The organism is Paenimyroides ceti, from assembly GCF_030409925.1.
This window is the reverse complement of the sequence record NZ_JAUFQU010000001.1, coordinates 1,115,077-1,138,795: the sequence shown is the minus strand read 5'-3', so window position 1 is coordinate 1,138,795 and position 23,719 is coordinate 1,115,077. Positions and strand designations below refer to the sequence as shown.

Here is a 23,719-nt window from a genome sequence, read left to right as displayed (position 1 = left end):
GAGTATTTTTATGCCAAAATACGCTATTTTAATTCATCATACAACAGTAATTTTGTGTTATCAAAATAAAAATAGGATGTCATTAAAAAATAAAAAAATAGCCATTATCGGAGGAGGTCCCGGCGGACTGACTCTTGCCAGATTACTACAAATGAAGGGATATCAGGTAAAAGTATATGAAAGAGATAAAGACCAGAATGTGCGCCAGCAAGGAGCCACATTAGACTTGCACGAAGAATCCGGACTGAAAGCCCTGCATGCTGCCAGTTTGCTTTCTGAATTTAAAAAACATTACCGTCCTGATGCAGACAAACTGCGCTTAACCGACCATAACGCAGTGGTATATTTCGACGATCACATGAATGAAACCCCAGCAGTGGAAAGCGGAATTTCTTTCCGTCCGGAAATTGACAGAGGTCCCTTTCGGGATTTGCTTATTGCATCACTTGAAGGAGATACCCTTGTTTGGAATTCTAAATTTGTATCACTACAAACCAAAGAAAATGGATGGGATATCTATTTCGATAACGGAAGTATCGTGTATGCCGACCTTGTTATTGCAGCAGACGGTGCCAATTCTAAACTCAGAAAATACCTTACCCATATTGCTCCGGTTTATTCAGGGTTAACCATTGTAGAAGGAACTATTTACAATGCAGCCACCAATGTGCCGGAACTCTGGAAGCTTGTCAAAGGCGGTAAAGTATTTGCGTTAGGACTGGAAAAAAGTATTATTCTGAGCGCCAAAGGTGATGGTTCACTGTCTTTTTACACCGGAACAAAGGAAACGGAAGACTGGGTAAAAACTTCCGGTATCAACTTCGAAAACAAACGGGAAATATATGATTGGTTTAAAGAGCGTTTTGCTGATTGGGGCTATGAGTGGCACGAACTTTTTGAAAGTGATGAGAGTTATTTTGTTCCCCGTCCACAATATCATTTCCCACTCGACCAGCAATGGGAGAGTTTACCAAATTTAACCATTTTGGGAGATGCCGCGCATCGTATGCCGCCTTATGCCGGCGAGGGAGTAAATATGGCCATGTTAGATGCCTTTGAACTCGCAGAACAACTGACAGCAAATGATTTCAGCAACATTAAAACAGCTATTTCAAATTACGAAAAGACAATGTGCCAACGTGCTGCAAAAATCACTGAGGTTACCTTACAATCTATGGAGAACATGCATTCCAAAGAAGCACTGAAATTATTACTGGATACGTTTCGCCACATTCATTAATCATAGCTCAATAACATTCAACCTTAAAAAATAAAAATGAAAGTCTTTGTGATGTATATGGCTGTTGTGGCAGACAGCGGAGTCTGTTTTCTCAATTTTGTGTTCTTACGAATTATGAAACAATCAGCGTTACGATGATTTTGACTTCTTTCTGAACGTCAAAAAAACTACCAAAATAAAGGTCACCAGATAAAGCAAGCCCAAAGCTGTCTTCTTAAATGTAAAAGTTGTAAAATCAAATTCTCTGTACAGCGCCAATCCGATAGGAAATGCAATAAGTGCGAATGGCAGATTAAAACCTATTTTGTCTTTCATATACATCAATATTTATTAAATACATCAATAATGCTTCTTAAGAGCAAAAGTAAGAATATAGAATAAAATCTTTCTTAAAATTCAGGTTTAGTGCTTTCGTATTAGTTTTCCTTTTTGTTGTAATAAAAACTGCGATGGCTCAAATGCAATATTCAACACCAACAAACTGCTGCATGAGCCATCAAAAATGGCTCTGGCTCGCTGTTATCGGCGCTTGAGTTGGGTTATTTCTTCTATAATACTTTGCTTTTCTTCATCTGAATAAAATGTATTGGATGTTAACCCGAGTTGTGCTTTTTCTAATGAGCGCATTGCTTCTTCACTGTCTTTTAATTGTAAGCAGGCGTTGGCAATACTGATATAGGCATACGTAAACATAGGATATTCTTTTAAAAGTATATTCCACAAGTTTATTGCCTCCTTAAACTTTCCATCATTATAATACTGATAAGCAATACCATTCAATACCGCCAACCCTATTCCAATTTCGGAACCGTAATGCTGCTTCATCTTAAGCTTAAATTCAGAATAGGCAACTTCGGTTAAAGGCACCTCACTCCGTTGAATTTTGGTTACTTCTTCTGACCAGTAATCAAAGACATCAATTAGCGCCGGAGGCACTGCCATGCCCGGAACTGCCATGTGCTGAACAGTATTAAAACGATATCCTTTCCAATCCAGCTTCGAATCAATTGCGGTAGCCTGTTTTAAAAAATCATGCATAAGGTCATAATCTTTAGAATCCGTAAACGGATCTCCTGTAATGAATCTGTAATATACGGTATGTGTCAACTGAGTATGGGAAAGCTCTCTTTGTAAAGAATCTACAAGATTTACATTTTTCTGTACATAAAACGGACTGATCGCAATCACAGAGGTAAGTTCGTTCATTCGTTTGATCAGCAGATAAGATGTAAAATATCCAAAACGGGAATGCCCGATCAGCGTTCTGATTTTACCTGCATGATAGGCCTTTTCTGTCCACGGAATGAGTTCCTCAAATAGAAATCGCCCCATCTGTTCTCCCTTTGCATTTTCAGCAGAATCTTTTAAGCTGGTTTCCAAATAGCGTTTGGAATGATTGTCTGAGCTGATACCAATGATAATGGATTCCGGAACTTCGTCAAAGGAAACTAAATAGTTTATGGTTTCATATATCTGACGAAAAATTCTGTTGTTTTGCCGGTCAAAAACAAAAATTACCGGAAATTGGGTTGCTTTCTCCGGCGTATAAGTTTTAGGCAAACTCACCGTAATCTTTCTGTTTTCCTGTAAAGCAGTGGAATAAAAAAGAGTGTCTTTGCCCTCAAAATAATACTCTGAAGCCGATTGCGCGAAAAGAGTGGTAGTAAAAAAGACACAAAATATAGGGAATAACAGAATTTTCATTTAGAATGGATTTTGTACTGCGAAAAGCATTGGCAAAACAGGTTCGTAAAAACGTAAAGTCGTGGAAAAACTGTTCAAAGCGAATCTTTTTTCAATACCGCTAACTTACAAAAATTCGCAGAAACAGAAAGTAAAGCGATGATATTTGTGGCGTTATATTACACTATTTTTATCCTTTTGACTGTTAATAAATTTCTTCTCTTAAATCACTAAACCAGATAAAAATCTTTTGAAACAAACTTATTTACATTCATTACTACTATATGACATATCACTTAACCTGCTGATGATATGCTTTCCTTTAGCATTTTTGGTCAGAAAGGAAACTCCACCTGATTTCCCGTATAAATCACCATAATTTAAAAATTCAACTGTTAATCCCAACCACATGGCATTGAAAATGCTCAAGGTATCTCCATGTGAAACAATGATGATATTTTCAATTTTACTATTCATTATTTCTTCATAAAAAGGAGTCAGCCTATGCCAGACCTCTCTGCGTGACTCTGCATCAGAAAAGCATTTATCATCAATTGTGTACTCTTCTTTTTCAATATTCTCCCGTAACCATTGAACTGACTTGCCTACAGCTGAACCTAAATTTCGCTCTTTCAATGTTTCGGTGATGTTGGGTTTAATTTTTAAACAGTTGCCTATAATTTCGGCAGTTTGCTTTGCTCTCATTAGCGGAGATGCATAAAGCTCAAAAGTCTTTCCATCGCATTCTATTGCTAATTTGCTGCCAATTAATTCTGCCTGTTCCTTTCCATTCGGAGTCAGTTCCCAATCTGTCCAGGATCCGATCATACCGTTTGTATGATGTACCGATTCAGGATGCTGTATTGTGATGATATTTTTAATAGAATTTTTCATTTTAGTCATATACTATTTATGGCTGATGATGGTGAAGTCTGTATACTGAACTTCATTTCAACTGCTGAATGGCATGTTTCATTTGAAAGCATTTACAGTAAGATGTTACCTCTATCTTACCATTTTGAGCCGGTTTGGAGTCTACAAAGTATAATTTCTTTGGGTTAGATATCTTCTATTTTATCCATTTTATTTTTACAGCAGACATCACTTCCAATTCCAGTCTTGTTTCACGTATCACTTTAAAACCGTTTTTTATATAAAATTCTAATGGTGATCTGTACCTATCTCCATTATGCTTTTTGTCTGAATTATGATCGATAACCCATCCATTTAAAATGCTTTCGTTTTTTTTCAGTTCGTTCAACATTTCTGTTCCGATACCTTTTCCGTGCAGCTTTCCGGAAATAATAATTGCAAACCATTTTTCATTTTCTCTGATAAACGTAATAGCCCAACCTTTGATTTTATCATTGGTGTCTGATAATACATAATGATTCTGTTCGGTTAGCCTGCTCAGATAACTTTCAAAATCAGCCATTGAATGGTAAACCAGCTTTTCGGGATATTCGGTATTCCACAAATCGAAAATCTGCTCTTTTTGCGTCTCGTTCAGTTGCGTTAGCTTTATTATCTGCATCATAATTATTGTATATAGAAATTTAAATCAGGTTTAATAAAAAATCATAGAATGGCTTTTTTGCTTGATGCATGGTAAAAATCTTAAAGTTAGGGTGAATCCGTCATCCAAACCAACTGCTGTTCTACTCTGTTTTACTGGATTTTTTTATATTCAAGCCTATTTTTTCTTGTTCGGCTATCTAAAAAGATAATTAACAAAAAGGCACCTGACCTGTTATTGGAATAATCAAAAATAAGATTTCCATTTATGTTTTTGCCTAATCTTATTCTATTAACATCAAGAGCTCCCGCGATAAAAGGCACAAGTATACATTTTGTATTCTTGTTTTTCAGATATAAATAACCATCTTTTTTTAATTTCGTTTTCAGGATTCTTTCTCTAAAAACAGTATCATTCTCAATATAACTTACTTTAATTTTATTTTCTTTTATGATCTCTAATCCAAATTTATAACTTTTTAAACTGTCAAGATGTAAAGTATCTTTAAGAAGTTTTCGATCAATTTGTTTATAAAAGTTATTCCTAACCCACAAATTTTTATTGTACTTTTTATAAACCGAATCATAATCTATCTGAATTATTTCGAATAGGCCGTTTAGTTCCTCTACATTACTTTTATCCAATTTATAGGGATTCATTACGTTCTTATCAAATGATGCACAGCTTTGTAACAGCAATGTTGAAGCTAAAAATAGGAATAGTATGATTTTGTTCATGCGAATTTATTCTATGTGGTTATGCATTAAAATTTATTATGTTCTATTTTATAAAGTACAGCTTCTTTTCCATCAAAATCAGTATCTTCTATATATTCAAGTCCAATTTTTTCGAGAACTTTTATGGAAGCCATGTTTTCTTTCATAGCCCTGCCTATTATACGTTTCAGATGAAGTTTTTCAAACCCGTGTTCTACACAAGCCATTGCACTTTCTGTTGCATAACCTTTATGCCACTCTTCTTCAAAAAAGCGAAATCCAATATCCGTTTCCTTTTTTATTTCATCAAATTTCAATCCGCACCAACCAATAAATTTGTTTGTTTCTTTTTTTATTACGGCCCATCTTCCATAACCATTCCGTTTATAATCCTGGTAATTTTCTAAAAATATTCGTGCTTCTTCAATGTTTTTAAAGGCAGTATTACCCGTATATTTTATGACGTTGGGATTTAGATTTAAAAGATAAAAGTTTTCTGCATCATCAGGATGCAGTTCTCTTACTAAAAGTCGATTCGTTTCTAAAACAACGTTCATATATACCTGTTTAGGTGGATTTTATTAACCTACTGTATTTGACCAATGAGAATGTCTAAGCTCAATCTTTTAAAAAAAACAGTCTTTACTATTTACTAAAATATAGAAAAAAGAAATAATAAAAAAGAGAGATAAATCTCCTATTTATTTAAATGTTGGTATGGAGCCGTTATTTTTATTTGATTTCTTTAGCCTTCTGTATAGTTTGTTCACTGTTTTGAGTTAAGATTTCAGGTAAAAAATTTTCTCTCGGTATTCCGTTAATATGATACAATCTTTCTGTCGGAAATTGAAATCCAATTTTGGTTTCGGTAAGTTGAAAATTAGAAATAGCACCAATCAGTCCTGCCATTTCAGTTCCAATAATTTTAGCTCGTTTCATTCCATCAAAACCAATGGCTATACCTTCTCCCATACTCCCAGTCCAACGTCCGACCAATATATAAAGGTTGCCTTTATAAAATTCATTTCTTGGCGTTACATATTCATGCCAGTGTCTTTTGGTTGTATATTGTTTTTCGTCAAATTCGTGAATTTGATAGGGCAAAAGTTGATTTACGAATCTTCCCATTATCGCTCTGGCAACCGTTGTATTTCCTCCTCCGGGAGTTTCCGTTAAATCAATGATTAAGTTCTTGAACTCAAACAAGCTGTCCAATGTTCTGTCAAATTCTGCAATCAGATTATTATTTCCTAAAGAATTATTGATTTTGATGTAAGCTGTATTCGCATTCAATGCCTTGCTATAGAGCAATTCTTCACTATTGGCATACGTAACAGGAACATAGATTTTTTCTTTTCCATTTTCTATTACTGAAATTTCTCTTTTAGTGTTGTGTGTTCCTGCAAAAAGCATATCAAGAGCATATTGATACATTTTCTGATTGATATTGTCAGTAAATTTTGGAAGAAATTTTCTCAATTGTTCTTCAATCGATTTACCGTTAAAACGTTTTACTTCCATTCCGATTTTCAATCCTGATAAATCCGCTCCAAAACCTTTCCGTAAATCTTTGATATAAAATTTATTGCCTAATTTTTCAACATACAAGTCGGAACCTGAAGGAATTAGTCTGTTTGAAGTATTCAGATTGGTGTTTAAAGACGAATGTCCGTTATAGAGTTCGTTTAAAACGGTTTCTAAAAATTCGATAAATTCATAATCGTTTGAAATTTTTTCAACTCGGGGTTCATATATTTCTCTGACTTTGTCCCAATCTATTTTTTGTTCTTCGAAATACGCATAATGATTATGGATGTCTGTCCAAAATTCAATAAAATCTTTTTGGTATTTGGTTTGAGCAAAAATAGAATTTCCAGCAAAAATTAAAATCAAGAAAATTGATTTTGTCAAAAGTTTTAGGTTCATAAGCAAGTTCTGTTCTTAAATTACCGCTACCATTTTGTATGGCTTTATCGGACTTGAAGGCGTTGTATAAAAAGAACTTTATTTCGTCTCAATGTCAACTATTTTTTGTCCGTTGTCTCCTAAATAATGTTTTAGTAACGTTTCATAAACACTTACACCTGTGTCTGAGTTTGTAAAAATCAAAAGACCATTCTTTGTTTTGGGAAGGATAACAAATAGCGTTTGAACACCATTATCAGCACCGCCGTGAGACAAAGCCGTTTCTTCATTATCTAAATCATAGATTTCAAATCCTAAACCAAAATGTTTTCCTTTTGTACTTGCTACTTGTTTAATTGTCATTTCTTCAAACACCTTTTTTGATAAACCATCACCATTGATAACACTTACCAAAAATTTGCCATAATCTTCAACAGTTGTCAACAAATCATCTGCGGCATTGGGTGTTTCGTTCTTTACAGTTTCGTACGCTGTTCCATCTTTATCATAACCTGTTGCCAATCTTGTGGTATCTACATTTTTGTCCCAGACATACTTTGTATCGTTCATTTTCAAAGGTTGAAAAATAAGTTCATTCGCTAATTGCTGCAAGGATTTATTAAACTTCTTTTCTAATGCTTTTCGTAAATATTCCATTCCTTCTCCCGAATATTGATAGTTCGTTCCCGGATCAAATTGAAAGTTGAGTTTCTTGGTTTCATTCATCCAACGCCAATTTGGAAAACCTGTTTGGTGACTCAAAATAATTCTTGTTGTGAGCTTCTTAGTTCTCGGATCGTTGGCAATATCCGGGTCTATCCAATATTTGTAAAGCGGTTCGTCTAATTCCCATTTTCCTAAACTCACTAATTGTAATACAACTATTGCAGTTACAGGTTTCGTCAAAGAAGCTACATTGAAAATAGTGTTATAAGGTGCTGAAATCCCTTTTGAAATTTCGCCAAATACTTTTACTTGTTGCAGTTTACCATTTTCAATAATTCCAATTCCCAAAGTCAGAACTTTATTTTCTTTGAGCCACTTTTCAATTTCAGTTTCATTGTCAAATATTGATTTTCCTGTATTATTTTCATAGGCTTGATGGTCAAAACTAAAAGAAGTTGTTAGTTTCCATTCGCCATTTTCTAATTGCCAAACATTGGTAAACTTTGCTATTCCTGCTTGACTTTCTCTTTTTTCCGAAAATCTATGTTCGCCATTCTGAACTGCACCATAGAGAACACCATTTTTATAAAGAGGGAATATCTCTGTGCTTTCTTTTACTAAAAATCGCTGAACCTTGCGATGGGTCTCCTCGTTGCAAATTCCATTTTTTAAGTCGGTCAGAAATTTTGTTTTGTCAGAAATTCCATCTTTATCGTGATAAAATTTAAGATTCTCGCTTAACAAATTTTCAAACTGCTTGATGTCGCAATGGTTAAAACCAACGTCAAAAAGCAAACTGTCTTTGGTCAGTATGGTTTTATATAAATCTGAATTTTTGTCCAGCTGTGCACAGGCAGGAAAAAATATCAATAGTGCAAAAAGAGTTGTTAAAAGTTTGTTCATTTATTATTGTCGTTTAATTTTTCGCGGTCGTTTAGGCAAAAGAACAGCCTTTTAGTATTTTCTAAATTTATTAAAAAAGTAGACATAAAAGGCTATTGCAACAAAAAAGGAGAAACTTTTAATTTCTCCTTTAACCTTTCATTTCGCTAAAGCGATGTTAACTGAAACTTTCAAAGTTTTTGTAGTAGTTTCTTTTTCTGTTCGTTAAACTCTTCTTCAGATAAAATTCCATTTTCTTTTAGTTTACCTAACTTTTCGAGTTGTTCTAAAACATTTGGTTGTGAAACGGTTATGAAATTATGAGTTTCACTAGGTTGAGAAAGTTTGTCACGAACAAATTCTGCAAAACCTCTTGCACATGCCTTCTCTACGTTTTCAATTTTTGCAATGTTTCCAGATGTATGAATTTTTATACATCCTAAAAGCAAACCCGTTTGATACTGAATAGATGTGATTTTGTCTAAAGGGAAATCCTCAACTTTTAATCCATACAGCATTCCTTTGTCAACAAATAAAATTCGTCTATTTGTTGATACTAAAATTCCTTGTCCATTATTATATGTCCCTTGTACTAAATTGTCAATAATCTCTGTCGGAGCCAAAATACTTGTTAATTCATTAATTTCACGTCTTCCCAAAAAGTTTGAAACACTGCTAAGTTTGAGTTCTTGAATTTGCTTTTTGATTTCGTCAAGGCGAGATTTTTTTTGCTGGTCTGAAGTCAATTTCTCTTCAAGCAGATTTTTTATGTCAGCTATAGATTGATTTTTTAACTTAAAAGCTACTCTCGGATTTATGTTGTTTATCTTCTTAAAGCAAGATGAACAAACAGTTCCACCATCACTTAGTTTTCCAGAGCTAAATGTCGGCGTATTCATAAATTTTAGTTCTGTTGAACAGAGAATACAATTTGCCATATTTTAATTATATATATCATTTTAGTTTGTGAGTATGTTTTCACAACTTACTTCTAACGGTTTCATACTTACACTGGGGTATAAATTTTAAAGGAAAAATTTCGATTTAGTGAAACAGTAAGCAAAAGTCAATTCATTTATTAAATTCAAGAAAAAACATTATTTAATCACACCAGCCATTTTAAAAAACATGTGTAAGCTGATGTTATAATTTTTCAATAATATCAATTAACTGAGTCCAATCTAGAAGTTCATCTTTATTAAAATATTGGGGATCAAATTGTCTAATATTTGTGTTGTTTCTTTTTTGTCCTTTTTTTCCAGGAGAATTTAACCAACTTCTATGTCCAGAATAGATTTTAGAAGCTAAATCTGTAGATTTAATTATTAAATATTCAGGAGCTAAATTTTTATCAAGAGGGATATTTACAAAAATAAAAAATTTCTTATCTGATGTTTCATTTTCAACTTTTTGTGTCAAAACCCATTTTCTCTTATTTTGTGTTGTTTTAACTTGAATTGATATTGATTTATCACCATTAGGATTACTTACTAAAATATCTATTCCATCAGAATTCCTTAATGTTATAGCTGCTAAATAGCCCCGTCTTGAAATTTCCGCTGCCACAAAATATTCACCTGCTATACCACTTAATTGTTTTGAAATTTTCGTCATAAAGTTTGCTTTTTAATATCGGCTAACGAGCCACGGCTTGGTGATTTAGTAGTTGATTTTTTCGTGTTTGTTAAATTCTTTGTCTAGTTCGTATATAATTCTGTCCGAAAATTCAAAGTTAATTAGTTTCTCTTGACAAACATTTTTTAGCTTTTGCAAATATGCAAGATAAAGTTCTACTTGGGTTTCTATTGAACTGAAATATTTTGGCATATTCTCTCCATAAATAAACCGATAAACTCTTTGGTCAATAATTTGATAAATTTTAGGATTTTTAAATCGTAAAATTGTCGAAGCCATAGCAAGTCGTATACCTTTTGTTGAAAGTAGATTTCCTAAAATTTGCTTTGTCAAAGCTTCATTTAAAAATGTAACTTCTTTATTTATGCTGTTTAATAACGAAAATGTATAGTTGTCTATTTCAGCATATCGGTTTATTTTCCATAAAACAATTTGGTTAATTATTTCTTGATCAAAATCTGTAGATATTGTATCAAGTTCTTGGGTAAGTTTCGGTTGAAAATTATATTTTTCATTTCTCAAATGTTCATTTGTTATTTCAACCTCATGTATAGATTTCATAAGTTTACTTTATTTTCATTAATTCCATTAAGTTCCTTTATCGAAAATACAGTTTCATCAGACCTTCTAAGATTTATGATTTGACTAAATATATATATTCTTGATAAGACTTTTAATTGTTTCTAAACTTGACCTTTATGGTTAGACATTTTTATCAGTTTCTCTTAAATTTTTAATGAGTGATTTAATCCATTTGCATATAAAGTTTAGGGACTTTGCATTCGTATGGGTTACGGAGCACAACATTTTAATTTATTTGTAAACATGATTAGAAGCACAAAACTTCAAGTTTTCACGTCACAACCACTGACACAAAATCCATGTTAATGGTTCTTAGATCTTCTAACTCGCTCCTGAAAGTCTTCCAAGAATGTTTAAAACAATTCCAATTCCAAAACCCCATAATGCTGCATGACAAGCTGATTTTGCCTTGTTTGGCATTTTGTCCTTATTGGAAAAGTAAATTATTGCACCTGCTATTGGTATGCAAAATGAAAGAATTGCAAGACCTGTGCTTAATTTGTCATCAGGATTTTCTTGCGGTGGAAGTTGATTTTCTCCTGTCATTGTTTAATTTATTTAAAGATTAGTAAAATTTGGTTTCCAATATATTTCCCAATTATAGCTACTAATGACATTCCGCCAATGCCCGCCATTAGCCCTGTCGTTACTCTTAAAAAATTATTACTTTCTCGTTTGAAAAATACTTGTGTTATTCCGTCAATATAAGTAGGTAGTATTAAAGCAAGTGTCCACCAAACATTAAGTGTAAAAAAGTTGAACATAAATAGAGGAAAAGTAATATAACCTATGTGTATTCCTGTGCATCTTGCACAAACCGGAAACTGTTTTCCTCTCCAAAATAAAGACCGTTCTGGTTTTCTGTGACAAAATGTAATATGAAGTCTTCTTTTGTCCATACGTAAATATTTTTAACGACCTGCCTCTTTGGCAATGAACGATATAATTGTTAAAATAAAAAGCACAACAAAACTAACAATTGTCAAACTACAAACAGCGTTAGATTTTTTTGTATATCCTTCTCTTCTGTATTTAAAAAACATACAAAGTCCTATCGCACCAGGAATTATAAACCAATTGCCTAAGAAAATCCAAGCCTTATCTTCAAATTGTAATTCAGCATTCTTCTTTATATTGGCGACTCGTTCTTTCTCCACTCTTTCCTTTTCTCTTTTTTCTCGGGCTTCTTTTTCTTGTTTTACTTTTTCTGAATCGGATTTAGTAGTTTCGTACTTTGTTTCTTCTTTGTGTGTGTAGGTTTGACTTGATTTTCGTTGCCCATTGAAAAAATAATCATAGTTACTATCATACTTTCCTTTTTCATAAAGGTCAGACAGTATTTCGTATGCTTCTTGTATTTCTTTAAATCTTTCTTCAAAAAATTTATCTCCGTCATTTTTGTCCGGGTGAAACTTTTGTGCAAGTTTTCTATACGCCTTTTTTATATCGTCATTTGAAGCATCACGCTTTATTCCCAATGTCTGATAATGGTTTTTCATTCTTTATTCCATTTCTGTCTTTTTACAATGACTGCTAACGTGTCGAAGTCTTGGTGAGGGAGCGTATTTAGTAAAAAAAATAAGTAGAATTACTAATATTGGAATCTTGTACAAATGCTCAATCGAAACAACTCAGCCACACTTTAGCAAAACCTGGTTAACTACAGTTTTATTTTTGATCACCGGGCTTATGTTCATGAGGTCTTAGACCAGGATGTTTTGGTTTAGTTTCAGGAGTTACTCTTCTTCTTTTGTCAGGAGTTCCATCTTGTTTTTTAGGTTTTGGGCCAGGCTTAATAAATTCAATTGGTTTCATATCTTTTATTTTTTAAGTTCTTCTATTTTATTTTTAGCTTCAGTAAATGCGATTTCAATGATGTCTGCATTATCAATAAATAATGTATTGTCTGAACCATATTTTTCCAACTTTATATACCAGCTAGCCTTTCCTTTGCTTACATAGTAGCCTACTTGAAATCCATCAACAGTAACAAATTTATTTTCAAGATAATCTGGATTTGTGGCGATATCGTTATCTACTTCTGTTTTCAAAGCCTTTAATGCTTTTAGTACTTCTATTAAATCACTGTATTCAATTGATGCTGTAGTATTACTATATTTACTTTCTTTTACTATTTGATAAAAAGATACGGATGAGTTACCGTTTACAATTTTTCTAACTTTAGTTTCAGTCGAACCAAAAGTTGTCTTAAGATTTGGTAATTTAGTGTCGACAAATTTTGTTATACCGCCTGTTTTGGATGTGAAAATATCCATTTTTGTTATAATAGTTTCAGCATCTTTTTTTATTTCTTGTCCATAAATTGTAATTGACATGATGGTCATAGCAGAAACAAAGAGAATCTTTTTTAACATTTTTTTTAAATTAGTTCTTAAATTATTTTTGCTAATGTAAAATAGAATTTTTAAGCTTACTTACGGAAAACCATAATTTGATGCAAATTCAAAATCAAATTATTATAGAAAAGGAAATAGAAAAAATCCCTATTGAGGAAGCAATGGAAATGCTAAAAGAAGTAGGAATAAATGTCAATCAAGAAGATTGCTGAGCTAATGCTTTTCAGAATATTTGGATTAGGGTTTATATGCATTTACTGCATCAACAATATTCTCCTTTATAAACTCCCAATATTTACCCCTTAAACAGATTGGATCAAAATCATCATCAGCAAACTCAAAATTAATGAGGTTGTTCAATATGAGTTCTTCATCGTGTGTATAAGGATAACGTTCTAGATGCAAAGAAAGCATAGTAGAAATATTGTAGTGGGTCAGCAGTTCATGCAAATCCCAGAAATCTTTCTTGCGACCTATACGTTGTACAACATCTATTTTCATAGCAATGATTTCTTCGGTAGTAGCCATTCTGATTGCATCCGCAATCAAAGAAGATTGTATAAAAGTATCCGTATAAAACACATCTAATTTTACCACATTGTCCTTATCTGTACCCACACAATTTTATTTATTAGGCCTTGTCGGTCTGTAAATGAAAATGCGATTTGAAATTCGTCTCCGTCGTTAGCGTGTCCACCCCAAGCCCTTTTAAAATAGAAATAACGCAATTGTCTTAACCATTCTCTAATTGTATGTTAAGAGTGTCGTTCGAATATCCAATTGTCCGAGAGTTTTTCTATTTGCATTGTATCGTCTTACTATTGTGCCTAACGGTTTTCGGCTTAGCGATGTGGCTGATTTTTAGCACTGAAGTTCATAAAAGTTCCAAATGTTAGTTTCTGCACAAATGTTCATTAGAATTCCGTCAGCCGCCATATTGCCAAACCGATGTTGTGCGTTAGCCTTTTTATTCATCATTGTCATATTCCCACCATTTTTCACCGTATAATTTTTTCAATTCAAATGTTTTTTCAATTCGTGTCTTTATTTCATCAAAGTCTTTAGAATTACAAAACCCTAATTTCCTTTGTCCCTTGGGTGAAGTTGAAAATTTGTCGTCCCCTTTATGCAAAGTATTAAGTATTTCAGGTATGGCTTTGTCAAAAGAAAATACACAAAGATGTTTATGTCCATCGTCAACTGTGTCTAATGGAAACCAAGCTTCGTGAATACTTTGAGTTAGTTTATAGTCAATTTTTATAAAATCATTTGGGTTGTCTAAATGAAATATAATGTCAAATTTTTTAGGTATTTCAAAGTCGGCATAAGCATATAGTGTAAATACAGCTATTTCGTTCTCTTTTCGTGTCCAATTAATGTACTTTTCATAAGCTTGTCCCTTAGGTTTGTCTTTACAGCGTTTTACACATTCAGTTTGCCACATAACAACTGCTTTATCCGACAAATATTCATCAGCAAAGAGAAATCGTTGATTTGGTTTACATTGTTCTTCTGTTCTCATAGTTTCTGTAAGGTGACGCACAACGGGCCGCGTATTGGTGATAGTGGAGGATTAGAAAGCCTAAACTTTTCAATTTTGCACTGACCTAAGCAACTGCTTTTTATTATTTTCTAAATTTATGAAAAAAGGAATTAAATAATCATGAACACCTAAAAAAAATAAAAAACTCGTTCATAAATATAAAGGCTGTTGCAATTAAAAGTGTAAACTTTTAATTTCTGTTTTAAACTTCCATTTCGTCAAACTGTTTTCATGCGATGTTTTTTTTAATTAGTAAAATACCATTCACAATTAGTAAAGAAATAAATACACTTAGTAACTCCATAAGTTTACATTTCTATAAATTTCATTTTCGTAATAAATAAATGGATTAGAACCGAAATAAAAAAATAGAATAAAAATGTTAACTATTGAAAATAAGAAGTTACTTTTAATAATTGACAATTCTTTTTTAGCTAAAATTTTTATTATAAGAAGTGTAATAAGTGAAGTGACTAATGATAACAGAGAATTTAATATTATTAGTAATGGAGCCATCCCAACATTCCCTCCAGGATATTTCTTATATATTAAATACCAAATAAAAATAATAGTACTTAATAAGCCTATTAAAACAAAAGAAATAATGCTTTTTAGTATAATATTCATTAAAGCGAATCTTTATAATTATTTAATTTCAACTTCAATTTCTCAGTTCCTGAAATATCGCTAAAGCAATTTTATCAGAGGTTTTTTATTTAAATTCTGTTTGTTTCTTGTTTGTTAACTCATCGATTGTCATGGGTTGTTTGTTGTACCTTTTTTCAGGGTTATTTAAAAGTTGCTTTTCTTCTCCCATTGCAAAACCAAGTTTATATCCAATATTATCATTTGTTGTCATAAAAACATTATCGTATTCCGTGTCAAAATCACTTACAAAAAGCATAACCTTTTTATTTACACTTTTGTCCGTTATCCAAGTGTCATTTGGTTTTGTAGTTGTCCAGCCTACTGTTTTAAAATGCCTGTCAAATCCCATTGGATAATTTACATAGTTGATAAAATAGCAAAAGAATTCAAACTGTATGTCATATGGAAATGTTACAGCAAATTTTTTATCCGAAAGTTTTGATAAAACAGGAATTACCTGAAAAGTTTCTTTATTGTAGGAATTACAAAATTCCTGAATAATTTTCTTTGCATCACTTTCATCAATATCTTCAATGATTACAATTTTGTCGTTCATGATTTTCTTTTTTGGAAAATATTTTTCAGAAGGTCTTCTTGTATCAGTGTCAGGTTTTGATGTTTGATTTTTTAGTTTAGTACATGCAAAAAATGTAATAATTGCGATTATTATAATTCCTGCAATCAAATACTGTTGTTTTATCATTTCTTTAATTTATATTGGGTATTCTTTTTTCTAAAATTACAAGTACCTTTTTGGGTATTGCCAAAGGTAAGAATATCGAAGCGGAAAATTCCAATTTATTGACACGGTAAGGAAAAGCCATTTCTATTTACTAATATATAAAAAAAGTCAATAAAATTGGCTTTTTTTGGAATAAAAGATTAAGCCAAAAAGCTAATATAATTCCGCTTTTATGAGAGTGCTGATGTGTATGTGTCATTGTTTTCTGATTTGAGTTTTACAATCCTTTTTTGCCTTCAAGCCAATAACCTTGTGAGTAAATGTTTCCTTGCTTTTTGTCTTTTAAAACTTTTCTGAATGTCTGAACCGATTTGGCATTCCCGACTAATGCGAAATTGGCGATGTTCCATTCCTGTGTTTGAAATAAAGGTAAAGTGTTTAACCATTTTTCATTTCTAAACGAATTGTTTTTTGTGAAAACAGTGTAATTTTCTAATTCTAAAAGTTCGGGAACACTTTTGTTTTCTTCGTCTAACTCAAAATAGAATTGAAATTGATGATTATTTTTTTTCAATAACGGCAATATTGCAAAGGCGACGCCTAATGAGGTTTCATCGCCAAAAAAGAATTGTTGTTGTTCATTCTGTTCATACAGTTTTTTTCCTCTTGGCGGACTGATAAACAATTTATCGCTTACTTTTAGGCTTTCTATAAATTTGCTTCCAACTCCGTTGCCGTGAATGTGAAAAATAATATCAAAAACTCCGTTTTCTTTATTGTGGTAGGCAACTGTATAATTTCTAAATTCTGTTTCACTCACACGAATTACAGAAGCATAGCCGATTGAGAAATCCCATTCTGATATATCGCCTTGAAAACGAATTTTCTTTATCTGTAGGCTTAAAAAAGTTATTTCTATAACTGTTACATTTGGGCTTAATTTGTTTCCAAATAAGGTTATCATCCATTTTGGTATGCTTGAAATCATTGTTTACTCCATTAAAATTTAATGCAAAGGAACAATGAATTGCAATGTCAAACAATGCAAGAAAAGGGTAAGTATTGGACTAATCGCGGTTTTTGTTTCTGAACACCAAAGCAGACATTCCTACAACTTTGGTAAACAGTCGGGAAAAGTAAGGATAGTCATCATATCCTAATGCCGTTGCAATTTCTTTTACTGATTTATCAGAATGATAAAGCAAACGTTTTGCTTCTAAAATTACTCGCTGTTGTATGTGGTGCGAAACTGAATGTCCTGTTGTTTTTTTTACACATTCGTTCAAGTAAGGCGAAGAAATATTTAATTGTTGTGCGTATTCTGTCGGGCTTTTGGCAGTAACAAAGTTTCGTTCCAACAATTCTTTAAATGCTTTGGTTACGATTTCAAACCGTGAAAGTTTGTCTAACGGTTTTGATTGGACTAAATACTGTGAAATTACAAGACCCACTAAAGTATTGCAACTTCCATTGAGTAAAGAATGATACAGCTTTTCATCTTTTCGTTCCGATAATTTTGTACAAAGTGACAGGGCTTCGGAAATGACAGAAAACTTTTCTTTTTTTAATGTCGAAGGTTTGGCAGGCGAAATATCTTCCAATAATTTCAAGTATTCGGGATTTAGATTTTCGTCGCTGATTGCCCAAATGCTCACTGTTGCGTTTTTGAATGATAGTATTCGGTGTACCTGGTTTTGATGAATAAAGATAACCGAAAGCGGTTTTATAGTGTGTTTTTGAAAGTCGATTTCAATGCTTGTGGTTCCTTTTTCTTGTAAAAAAAACAAATGATATTCGTCCCTGTGCGATTGTTTAATGTTGTCAAATCCTTCGAACTGTTTGTACAAATGAAAGTCTTCGGTTGTTATTCTTCCAACAAAAATACCTTCGCCTAATTCGGCTGTCATAGGATTTACAGGTATGGAAGATTTTGTCGGCATTGTTTTTATTCTGTTCCAAAGTTAGAAATAAATGTCCCCGATTTACATTTAAGCGTGTCAAATTATGCCGGGTGGTGGGTAGGCTTGATTTCCCGTTTTTGTCTGTTGGTTAATGTCTGAGCGGTTGTCGTTTAAGGTTGCTACCAATGGGCCGCGTATGGCCATAGTGGCGGGCTAGAAAGTGATGACGTTCAATTTTTACACTAAATTGAGCAACAGCTTATTACTATCAACTAAATTATAAAAAAAGTACCTATAAAAAGCTGTTGCGATAAAAAAGGAGAAACTTTTAATTTCTCCCTTAACCCGCCATTTTGCCAATACGATGTTGTAGGCAGTATTATTTTTTTAGATTTTCACTTCTTATTAATTTTGGAGAAATGTCAAAGTATATTATATCTGATTGATAGTATTTGGTTTGAGAAATTTCAAATTTGTCACATAAACCAACTAAACTTTGTTTTTTAATATTTTCTACATCAAAGTAACTATATAAAATATCATATTCATCTGAAACGCTAATTACTTTAAATGCAGTTTCGCAAGTCAAACCATTTCCACTATAAACAATTACTTTTCTAAGTGCTCTATATCTATCCTGAAATTTTTTCCATTCCGATTCTGGTTTGTTGAGTTTATAAAGAGAGTAAGCCATTAAATCATTTGCTTTTAAACTTACTGGATTTTTTAAAAGATATTTTTCACACGCAGAAATTAACTCCTCAAATTTTTCATCTTGCTCTAATTTTGAAAGTTCAATTTCTTCTGATTGATTTTTTAAGTAATTTTCTTGAAAAGTAAATCCATAATATAATAATGCATATTCTTCAAATTTTAACTCTTTGTCAAAATCATTAAACTTCTTTAAAAGTTTTGGATAATAATTAGGAGAATTCTGGTCTTCAATTTCCTCTTTAATTTCAGAATAATTAATAGTTAGTTCATTCTGAGCATTGGCTTGTGAGAAAAATAAAACAAAAATTAAAAGTAAAAAAGCTTTCATCTATCTTTTAGTCAGTGTTATTTTATGCAGTGTCTTTTTAATATTGCCTACAACGGACCGCGTATTGGCGATGGGCGGGATTTTAGCACTGAACTTCAATCGAAGAACAGAAGTTAAATTTTGCACTTCCGTTGATACGAAGCCGTTCAGCCTGCCTATTGTCAATACGATGTTATGCACCGTTTTTATTGTCATTCTAATGGTTTCCAATTTTCGTCTCGTTGTTCGTCCTTTGTCGGCTGTCTTACGATTTTAATCATCTCTCTTTCACAAGCACCAAATTTAATAAAGTTCTTTTGTCCTTGTCTTAGTGAAACTCGGTTTGCTCCGCCTTCATAGTTCGGGTCGTCAAGTTGAATTGGGTCGTCTTCCCAAAAGCAAATTTGGCAGATGTCATATGAGCCGTTAGGTTGTTCTCTGAATGTCTTGTAACCACAACAAGGACAAGCAAACTTCTCTGTTACCATACTTTCCACCAAGGTTTTTTGTTCTCAAATGAATAATAACTTCCACCTGTCAAAGCTTTTGTGTCAAGGTCATACTTAAACGCAACCCATTCGTCAGCATCGTGAATAGGATTAAATGCAAGTCCTGTCACCAAATTATTTTCAATTTTAATTTCAGCTAATCCGTCCCACGATATTCTTTCGGTGTGCCAATGACTTCCGTCTGGTTCAACAATTGTCAAGTCTGTTTGGTCTTGTAAAACAAGTCTGTCGTTACTTACACTAAAGATGTCACTATAACCAACGCCAAAAACTCGAATTGGTTTTGTGTCGTTTGGGTTCATTATGTAGCAAGTCCCAAAAGCCATAACCAACAAGTTTTGAGTTTTTTCAAATTCTATGATTTCTTTTAAGTATGTCCAACCCGGTTGAAAGTTTGCGACCCATTCTGTTCCGTCATTTTTGTAAAATCGAACAGGAAACCCTTCGGAATAAAAAGGTTCTCCATTGTCAGTTACAGGAACATACATCGGTCCATAAGTCGGCAAAGCGTTTAATATTTCGTATCGTTTTTCTGTCTTCACTTTGTCTTGAGTAGGGTTGTCCTAAAATGGTGCATAACGGTTCGGCAGCTTGGCGATAGTGCGGGATAAATTGGACGAAAGGTTCAATTTAGCACGAACGGTAACCAATGCTGTGAGCCGTTAGCTAAATTAAAGAAAAAAGGCCAAAGCTGACAGCATTTGGCGGATAAAAAGCATCTATTTTCTATCAGCACAAAACCCCGCATTTTGCCAATGCGATGTTAGCCGATCGTCCTTTTATTCAATAGATAATTTTTTGTAATAATCATTTTCATATTTTTTTTCTGCTTTTTTTCTAAATAATAGAGAATCAAATATTGAATGATTTATCAGACGCATCACAACTAAAGGAATAATGAACAGTACAAATCCTGTTACTGAAATAAACCAATCTTCAAAAATTTGAGTTTGTTTACTTAAAAACCATAAAATAGATACAGCAAATACAAACATAAAATAATATCGAATATATTTTATGTCTTGTTTCACCTTGCTTTTGACAAAAATATCTTTTTCAATTTTCAGTTCTTGAATAGTTTCAAAAACTAATTTTCGACCATATTTTTTTGAACACGATGATTGAATAATAAATTTCCCTTCAGTCATGTATTCTGTAGTTTTTATCGGTAGCTCATTAATATATCCAACAATTTCTTGTTGTTGAATATCTTCTTTTAACAAAGATTTTTGCAATTCATTAAAATCAATGTTTTTATCCAATTTTAAATGATTTCTAATTTTATTTTTTAGTTGGTTGGTTGTGAAATCTTTCTTAATTATCCATCTAACATATTTATGATCAGGGTTTATAAATAATACTGGTTCTTTTATATTCTTTTCTAAGCTATGTTTATAGATAGATTCAGCATCAATTAAGTTTCCATTTGGAAGTTTGATTTTAAATACATTCTTACTGAAATTTTCATTAATTTTTTCCTTACCTAATTTTGTTAATTCCTCATTTGAAACTTCTTCAAGAACCATATGTTTTTTTACTTCTTCGAAATCAAATTCAAATGAGAAGTCAGTTATCGAATTAAGGATAAGTTCAATATTATTAGAATTGCTTGCTTCCAAATTTATTGCTGCATTTTAAGGATGTCGGCTAACGAGCCGCGTATTGGCGATAGTGGTGAATTAAAAAGCCGAAACTTTCAATTTTGCACTGACTTGAGCAACAGCCTTTTATTATTTTCTAAATTTATGAAAAAAGGAAATATAAAAGGCTGTTGTAACAAAAAAGGAGAAACTTTCAATTTCTCCTTTAAACGTTCATTTTGCTAAAGCGATGTTAGCAGGTGTTTTTTTATTTAAATTCAGTTTGTTCCTTGTTTATTAACTCATCAATTGTAATGGGTTGGTTGTTGTACCTTTTTTCAGGATTATTTAAAAGTTGCTTTTCTTCTCCCATTGCAAAACCAAGTTTATAACCAATATTATCGTCAGTTGTCATAAAAACATTATCGTATTCCGTGTCAAAATCGCTTACAAAAAGCATAACCTTTTTATTTACACTTTTGTCCGTTATCCAAGTGTCATTTGGTTTGGTAGTTGTCCAGCCTACTGTTTTAAAATGCCTGTCAAATCCCATTGGATAATTTACATAGTTGATAAAATAGCACAAGAATTCAAACTGTATGTCATACGGAAATGTTACAGCAAATTCTTTGTCCGAAAGTTTTGATAGAACAGGAATTACCTGAAACGTTTCTTTGTTGTAAGAATTACAAAATTCTTTAATAATTTTCTTTGCATCACTTTCATCAATATCTTCAATGATTACAATTTTGTCGTTCATGATTTTATTTTTTGGAAAATATTTTTCAGAAGGTCTTCTTGTATCAGTGTCAGGTTTTGGCGTTTGATTTTTTAGTTTAGTCCAAGTGAAAAATGCAATAATTGCGATTATTATAATTCCTATAATCAAATACTGTTGTTTCATCATTTCTTTAATTTATGTTGGGTGTGCTTTTTTCTAAAATCACAGGTAACTATTTGGGTATTGCTAAAGGTAAGAATATCGAAGCGAAAGGTTTCAATTTAGTAATTCAGATAAGCAAAAGCCAATTTATTTAATAAAAAACATATATAATTGGCTTTTTGCGGAATAAAAAACCGAAACTTTAATTTTTAGCCTTAACCCGCCATTGCGCCAAACCCATGTTAGCGATTCGGCTTTGTTCTTTCATAATCGTTTCTATCAATTTTATACCAATTATGTTTTATTCCGTCAAGGTTAAAAGTTTCAATAAATTTTAGTCCTACTTTCTCCAATATTTTGTTTGAACCGATATTTTCGCTGTCAGCTCTTGCGAAAACTTCGTCTGTTTTAAGTTTTTCGAATGCATACTTCAATGAAGCAATTGCTGTTTCTGTTGCAATTCCTTGGCCCCAATATTTTCTAATTAGTCTATATCCGAGGTCATAGTAATTTTTATGGTTGTTTGTTAGTACAGTAACAAACTCTAAACCTGTCCAACCAATGAAATTATTTGTGCTTTTGTCAATAATAGCCCAGCGTCCAATCCCGAAGTCTGTGTACTGTTGTCTGACAAAATTTATGAGGTTATTCGTTTCTTCTTTGCTCTTTACTGTTTTGTTCCCTAAAAATCTATGAACTTCCGGGTCAGAATGAAGTTCAAACATTCCGTCAATGTCTGCCGGAAGTATTTCCCTTAAAATTAGTCGTTCCGTTTCTGCAAATATTTTCATTTCTCTCTTGTCGTATGATTGTCTTCATTTAAGCTGACCGCTAACGGGAAAAGGCTTTGCGATAGTGCGGGACAAAAATGGACTAAAAGTTTAGTTTTGCACCGAAGTGAGCCAAAGCTGTGAGCCGTTGGCTAAATTAGTGAAAAAGACAATGCGAAGAGCATTGGAGTAATAGAAATCCGAAGGATAAGTTTAGCACTTAACCCCGCATTTCGCCAAACCTATGTTACCTGCTGTTTTTTATTATTTCTTTTAAGTTGTCAATTGACATATCTTCTAAATTTCTATGTAGCATTCTATGACAATTAGGACAAACTAAAGCTAAATCTTCAAGTTTTGTTTTTTTTTTAGTTTCATATGTAGAAAGTTGTTTCGTATGATGACATTCAATAAAGCCTTTTCCTAATTCACCATATTTTTTTAAAAAATCAAATCCGCAAACTTCACACTCTAGTTTTCCAGTTTCCTTAAATACTAGTTTCTTTTTAGATTCTGTTAGTTTATTATCCCGTTCTCTGGCTTTATGAAGTTTATAAATTATTTCACCTTCAAAACCTTCTTTGACGTAATTATCTTCTTCGTCTTCGATTTTGTAAAGTTTATTAATTGTTTGTACATTGTTTATAGATTCCATTATTAGAGTAGAAATTCTTTCTAATTCTTTGACATTTTCATTGAATTCAAAGAATGTTTCTTTGTCTAGTTTTGAGAAACTTGTTAAACCTTTATTTGGATTATCAGGATCAATTGCCATAAAATTACATAATTTCATAGCTGTTCCATTGGGGTTTCTAAAATTTAATTTCCTTTCCTCCTCAGAATAAATTGGAAGTTTGTTTAATGTTTTAGAAAGTTCAATTACTTCAGGATTGTTTTTTTCAAATAATGAAGAATCTAGTTTAAAATATAAATTTAAAGTCAGGATTAATTCATCACGATGCCATCTCGGATTTCTCACTTACGCCGTTTTAAAAATTGC

34 protein-coding genes are annotated in these 23,719 nt (G+C 32.3%); 5 read left to right on the top strand and 29 right to left on the bottom strand.

What is annotated here, in order from left to right; genetic code table 11:
• Positions 1–76: 76 nt before the first annotated feature.
• The gene (locus QW060_RS05405; RefSeq protein WP_290362632.1) at positions 77–1,240 is read left to right on the top strand and encodes an FAD-dependent oxidoreductase; all 1,164 of its coding nucleotides are present in this window, start codon (positions 77–79) and stop codon (positions 1,238–1,240) included.
• A gap of 129 nt (positions 1,241–1,369) precedes the next feature.
• On the opposite strand, the gene QW060_RS05400 is transcribed toward QW060_RS05405, so the two are convergent.
• The 3 genes from QW060_RS05400 to QW060_RS05390 all read right to left on the bottom strand — a co-directional run bounded on the left by QW060_RS05400 (position 1,370) and on the right by QW060_RS05390 (position 3,817).
• On the bottom strand, positions 1,370–1,555 hold the full coding sequence (locus QW060_RS05400) for a hypothetical protein (protein ID WP_290362631.1): 186 nt from the start codon (positions 1,553–1,555) through the stop codon (positions 1,370–1,372).
• A 204-nt stretch (positions 1,556–1,759) separates the two neighbouring features.
• Complete coding sequence (locus QW060_RS05395; protein WP_290362630.1) at positions 1,760–2,944, bottom strand: alpha/beta hydrolase-fold protein; 1,185 nt, start codon at positions 2,942–2,944, stop codon at positions 1,760–1,762.
• 240 nt (positions 2,945–3,184) lie between these two features.
• Positions 3,185–3,817, bottom strand: coding sequence for a histidine phosphatase family protein (locus QW060_RS05390; RefSeq protein WP_290362629.1), 633 nt, complete (start codon positions 3,815–3,817; stop codon positions 3,185–3,187).
• 18 nt (positions 3,818–3,835) lie between these two features.
• On the opposite strand from QW060_RS05390, the gene QW060_RS05385 reads away from it, so the two are divergent.
• Positions 3,836–3,985, top strand: a complete 150-nt coding sequence (locus QW060_RS05385; RefSeq protein WP_290362628.1) for a hypothetical protein — start codon at positions 3,836–3,838, stop codon at positions 3,983–3,985.
• A 7-nt stretch (positions 3,986–3,992) separates the two neighbouring features.
• Here the strand turns inward: QW060_RS05385 and QW060_RS05380 are convergent, their stop codons facing one another.
• From QW060_RS05380 to QW060_RS05345, 8 genes are all read right to left on the bottom strand, one after another.
• On the bottom strand, positions 3,993–4,460 hold the full coding sequence (locus QW060_RS05380) for a GNAT family N-acetyltransferase (protein ID WP_290362627.1): 468 nt from the start codon (positions 4,458–4,460) through the stop codon (positions 3,993–3,995).
• Between the two features lie 131 nt (positions 4,461–4,591).
• A complete protein-coding gene (locus QW060_RS05375; protein ID WP_290362626.1) occupies positions 4,592–5,137 on the bottom strand; it encodes a hypothetical protein in 546 nt (181 codons plus the stop codon).
• A gap of 65 nt (positions 5,138–5,202) precedes the next feature.
• Positions 5,203–5,712 (bottom strand): GNAT family N-acetyltransferase, encoded by a 510-nt coding sequence (locus QW060_RS05370; protein WP_290362625.1) that lies wholly within the window; start codon positions 5,710–5,712, stop codon positions 5,203–5,205.
• A 175-nt stretch (positions 5,713–5,887) separates the two neighbouring features.
• Positions 5,888–7,048, bottom strand: coding sequence for a S41 family peptidase (locus QW060_RS05365; protein WP_290362624.1), 1,161 nt, complete (start codon positions 7,046–7,048; stop codon positions 5,888–5,890).
• Positions 7,049–7,159: 111 nt separating this feature from the next.
• Positions 7,160–8,629, bottom strand: a complete 1,470-nt coding sequence (locus QW060_RS05360; RefSeq protein WP_290362623.1) for a class A beta-lactamase-related serine hydrolase — start codon at positions 8,627–8,629, stop codon at positions 7,160–7,162.
• A 170-nt stretch (positions 8,630–8,799) separates the two neighbouring features.
• A complete protein-coding gene (locus QW060_RS05355) occupies positions 8,800–9,507 on the bottom strand; it encodes a PH domain-containing protein (RefSeq protein ID WP_290362622.1) in 708 nt (235 codons plus the stop codon).
• Between the two features lie 244 nt (positions 9,508–9,751).
• Positions 9,752–10,222 carry a hypothetical protein gene (locus QW060_RS05350; RefSeq protein WP_290362621.1) on the bottom strand — a complete coding sequence of 157 codons (471 nt, stop codon included), beginning with the start codon at positions 10,220–10,222 and terminating at the stop codon, positions 9,752–9,754.
• Positions 10,223–10,267: 45 nt separating this feature from the next.
• Entirely contained in the window at positions 10,268–10,804 is a 537-nt protein-coding gene (locus QW060_RS05345) for a hypothetical protein (protein ID WP_290362620.1), read from the bottom strand.
• A gap of 434 nt (positions 10,805–11,238) precedes the next feature.
• Here QW060_RS05345 and QW060_RS05340 point away from each other — a divergent pair, with 434 nt between their 5' ends.
• Complete coding sequence (locus QW060_RS05340; protein WP_290362619.1) at positions 11,239–11,394, top strand: hypothetical protein; 156 nt, start codon at positions 11,239–11,241, stop codon at positions 11,392–11,394.
• Here QW060_RS05340 and QW060_RS05335 read toward each other — a convergent pair.
• The 7 genes from QW060_RS05335 to QW060_RS05305 all read right to left on the bottom strand — a co-directional run bounded on the left by QW060_RS05335 (position 11,380) and on the right by QW060_RS05305 (position 14,725).
• A complete protein-coding gene (locus tag QW060_RS05335) occupies positions 11,380–11,724 on the bottom strand; it encodes a DUF2085 domain-containing protein (RefSeq protein WP_290362618.1) in 345 nt (114 codons plus the stop codon). The genes QW060_RS05340 and QW060_RS05335 overlap by 15 nt on opposite strands.
• Before the next feature lie 12 nt (positions 11,725–11,736).
• Positions 11,737–12,324 carry a J domain-containing protein gene (locus QW060_RS05330; RefSeq protein WP_290362617.1) on the bottom strand — a complete coding sequence of 196 codons (588 nt, stop codon included), beginning with the start codon at positions 12,322–12,324 and terminating at the stop codon, positions 11,737–11,739.
• Positions 12,325–12,493: 169 nt separating this feature from the next.
• A complete protein-coding gene (locus tag QW060_RS05325; protein WP_290362616.1) occupies positions 12,494–12,640 on the bottom strand; it encodes a hypothetical protein in 147 nt (48 codons plus the stop codon).
• A 5-nt stretch (positions 12,641–12,645) separates the two neighbouring features.
• Complete coding sequence (locus QW060_RS05320; protein WP_290362615.1) at positions 12,646–13,200, bottom strand: hypothetical protein; 555 nt, start codon at positions 13,198–13,200, stop codon at positions 12,646–12,648.
• Between the two features lie 219 nt (positions 13,201–13,419).
• Positions 13,420–13,800: a nucleotidyl transferase AbiEii/AbiGii toxin family protein gene (locus QW060_RS05315; RefSeq protein WP_290362614.1), complete on the bottom strand. Its 381-nt coding sequence runs from the start codon at positions 13,798–13,800 to the stop codon at positions 13,420–13,422.
• A gap of 243 nt (positions 13,801–14,043) precedes the next feature.
• A complete protein-coding gene (locus QW060_RS05310; protein WP_290362613.1) occupies positions 14,044–14,166 on the bottom strand; it encodes a hypothetical protein in 123 nt (40 codons plus the stop codon).
• A complete protein-coding gene (locus tag QW060_RS05305; RefSeq protein WP_290362612.1) occupies positions 14,150–14,725 on the bottom strand; it encodes a hypothetical protein in 576 nt (191 codons plus the stop codon). Before QW060_RS05305 ends, QW060_RS05310 begins: the two co-directional genes overlap by 17 nt.
• 379 nt (positions 14,726–15,104) lie before the next feature.
• Here QW060_RS05305 and QW060_RS05300 point away from each other — a divergent pair, with 379 nt between their 5' ends.
• Positions 15,105–15,416: a hypothetical protein gene (locus QW060_RS05300; protein ID WP_290362611.1), complete on the top strand. Its 312-nt coding sequence runs from the start codon at positions 15,105–15,107 to the stop codon at positions 15,414–15,416.
• Positions 15,417–15,437: 21 nt separating this feature from the next.
• On the opposite strand, the gene QW060_RS05295 is transcribed toward QW060_RS05300, so the two are convergent.
• From QW060_RS05295 to QW060_RS05260, 8 genes are all read right to left on the bottom strand, one after another.
• Positions 15,438–16,076 carry a hypothetical protein gene (locus tag QW060_RS05295; protein ID WP_290362610.1) on the bottom strand — a complete coding sequence of 213 codons (639 nt, stop codon included), beginning with the start codon at positions 16,074–16,076 and terminating at the stop codon, positions 15,438–15,440.
• Between the two features lie 256 nt (positions 16,077–16,332).
• Positions 16,333–17,043: an FAD-binding oxidoreductase gene (locus QW060_RS05290; protein ID WP_290362609.1), complete on the bottom strand. Its 711-nt coding sequence runs from the start codon at positions 17,041–17,043 to the stop codon at positions 16,333–16,335.
• A 79-nt stretch (positions 17,044–17,122) separates the two neighbouring features.
• Positions 17,123–17,995 (bottom strand): AraC family transcriptional regulator, encoded by an 873-nt coding sequence (locus QW060_RS05285; protein WP_290362608.1) that lies wholly within the window; start codon positions 17,993–17,995, stop codon positions 17,123–17,125.
• A gap of 340 nt (positions 17,996–18,335) precedes the next feature.
• Positions 18,336–18,998, bottom strand: coding sequence for a DUF4919 domain-containing protein (locus QW060_RS05280; RefSeq protein WP_290362607.1), 663 nt, complete (start codon positions 18,996–18,998; stop codon positions 18,336–18,338).
• A complete protein-coding gene (locus tag QW060_RS05275) occupies positions 18,999–19,208 on the bottom strand; it encodes a hypothetical protein (protein ID WP_290362606.1) in 210 nt (69 codons plus the stop codon). It abuts the gene before it with no gap.
• A complete protein-coding gene (locus QW060_RS05270; RefSeq protein WP_290364696.1) occupies positions 19,190–19,465 on the bottom strand; it encodes a CPCC family cysteine-rich protein in 276 nt (91 codons plus the stop codon). The genes QW060_RS05275 and QW060_RS05270 overlap by 19 nt, the downstream gene beginning before the upstream one ends.
• On the bottom strand, positions 19,459–19,992 hold the full coding sequence (locus QW060_RS05265) for a hypothetical protein (RefSeq protein WP_290362605.1): 534 nt from the start codon (positions 19,990–19,992) through the stop codon (positions 19,459–19,461). The genes QW060_RS05270 and QW060_RS05265 overlap by 7 nt, the downstream gene beginning before the upstream one ends.
• A gap of 273 nt (positions 19,993–20,265) precedes the next feature.
• Positions 20,266–21,105, bottom strand: a complete 840-nt coding sequence (locus tag QW060_RS05260; RefSeq protein WP_290362604.1) for a hypothetical protein — start codon at positions 21,103–21,105, stop codon at positions 20,266–20,268.
• Between the two features lie 21 nt (positions 21,106–21,126).
• Between QW060_RS05260 and QW060_RS05255 the strand changes: the two genes are divergently transcribed.
• Positions 21,127–21,312, top strand: coding sequence for a hypothetical protein (locus tag QW060_RS05255; RefSeq protein ID WP_290362603.1), 186 nt, complete (start codon positions 21,127–21,129; stop codon positions 21,310–21,312).
• Positions 21,313–21,334: 22 nt separating this feature from the next.
• On the opposite strand, the gene QW060_RS05250 is transcribed toward QW060_RS05255, so the two are convergent.
• The 3 genes from QW060_RS05250 to QW060_RS05240 form a co-directional block, all read right to left on the bottom strand.
• Positions 21,335–21,973, bottom strand: coding sequence for a hypothetical protein (locus tag QW060_RS05250; protein WP_290362602.1), 639 nt, complete (start codon positions 21,971–21,973; stop codon positions 21,335–21,337).
• A gap of 218 nt (positions 21,974–22,191) precedes the next feature.
• Positions 22,192–22,740 (bottom strand): GNAT family N-acetyltransferase, encoded by a 549-nt coding sequence (locus QW060_RS05245; RefSeq protein ID WP_290362601.1) that lies wholly within the window; start codon positions 22,738–22,740, stop codon positions 22,192–22,194.
• A gap of 226 nt (positions 22,741–22,966) precedes the next feature.
• Positions 22,967–23,698, bottom strand: coding sequence for an HNH endonuclease (locus QW060_RS05240; RefSeq protein ID WP_290362600.1), 732 nt, complete (start codon positions 23,696–23,698; stop codon positions 22,967–22,969).
• Between the last annotated feature and the right edge of the window lie 21 nt (positions 23,699–23,719).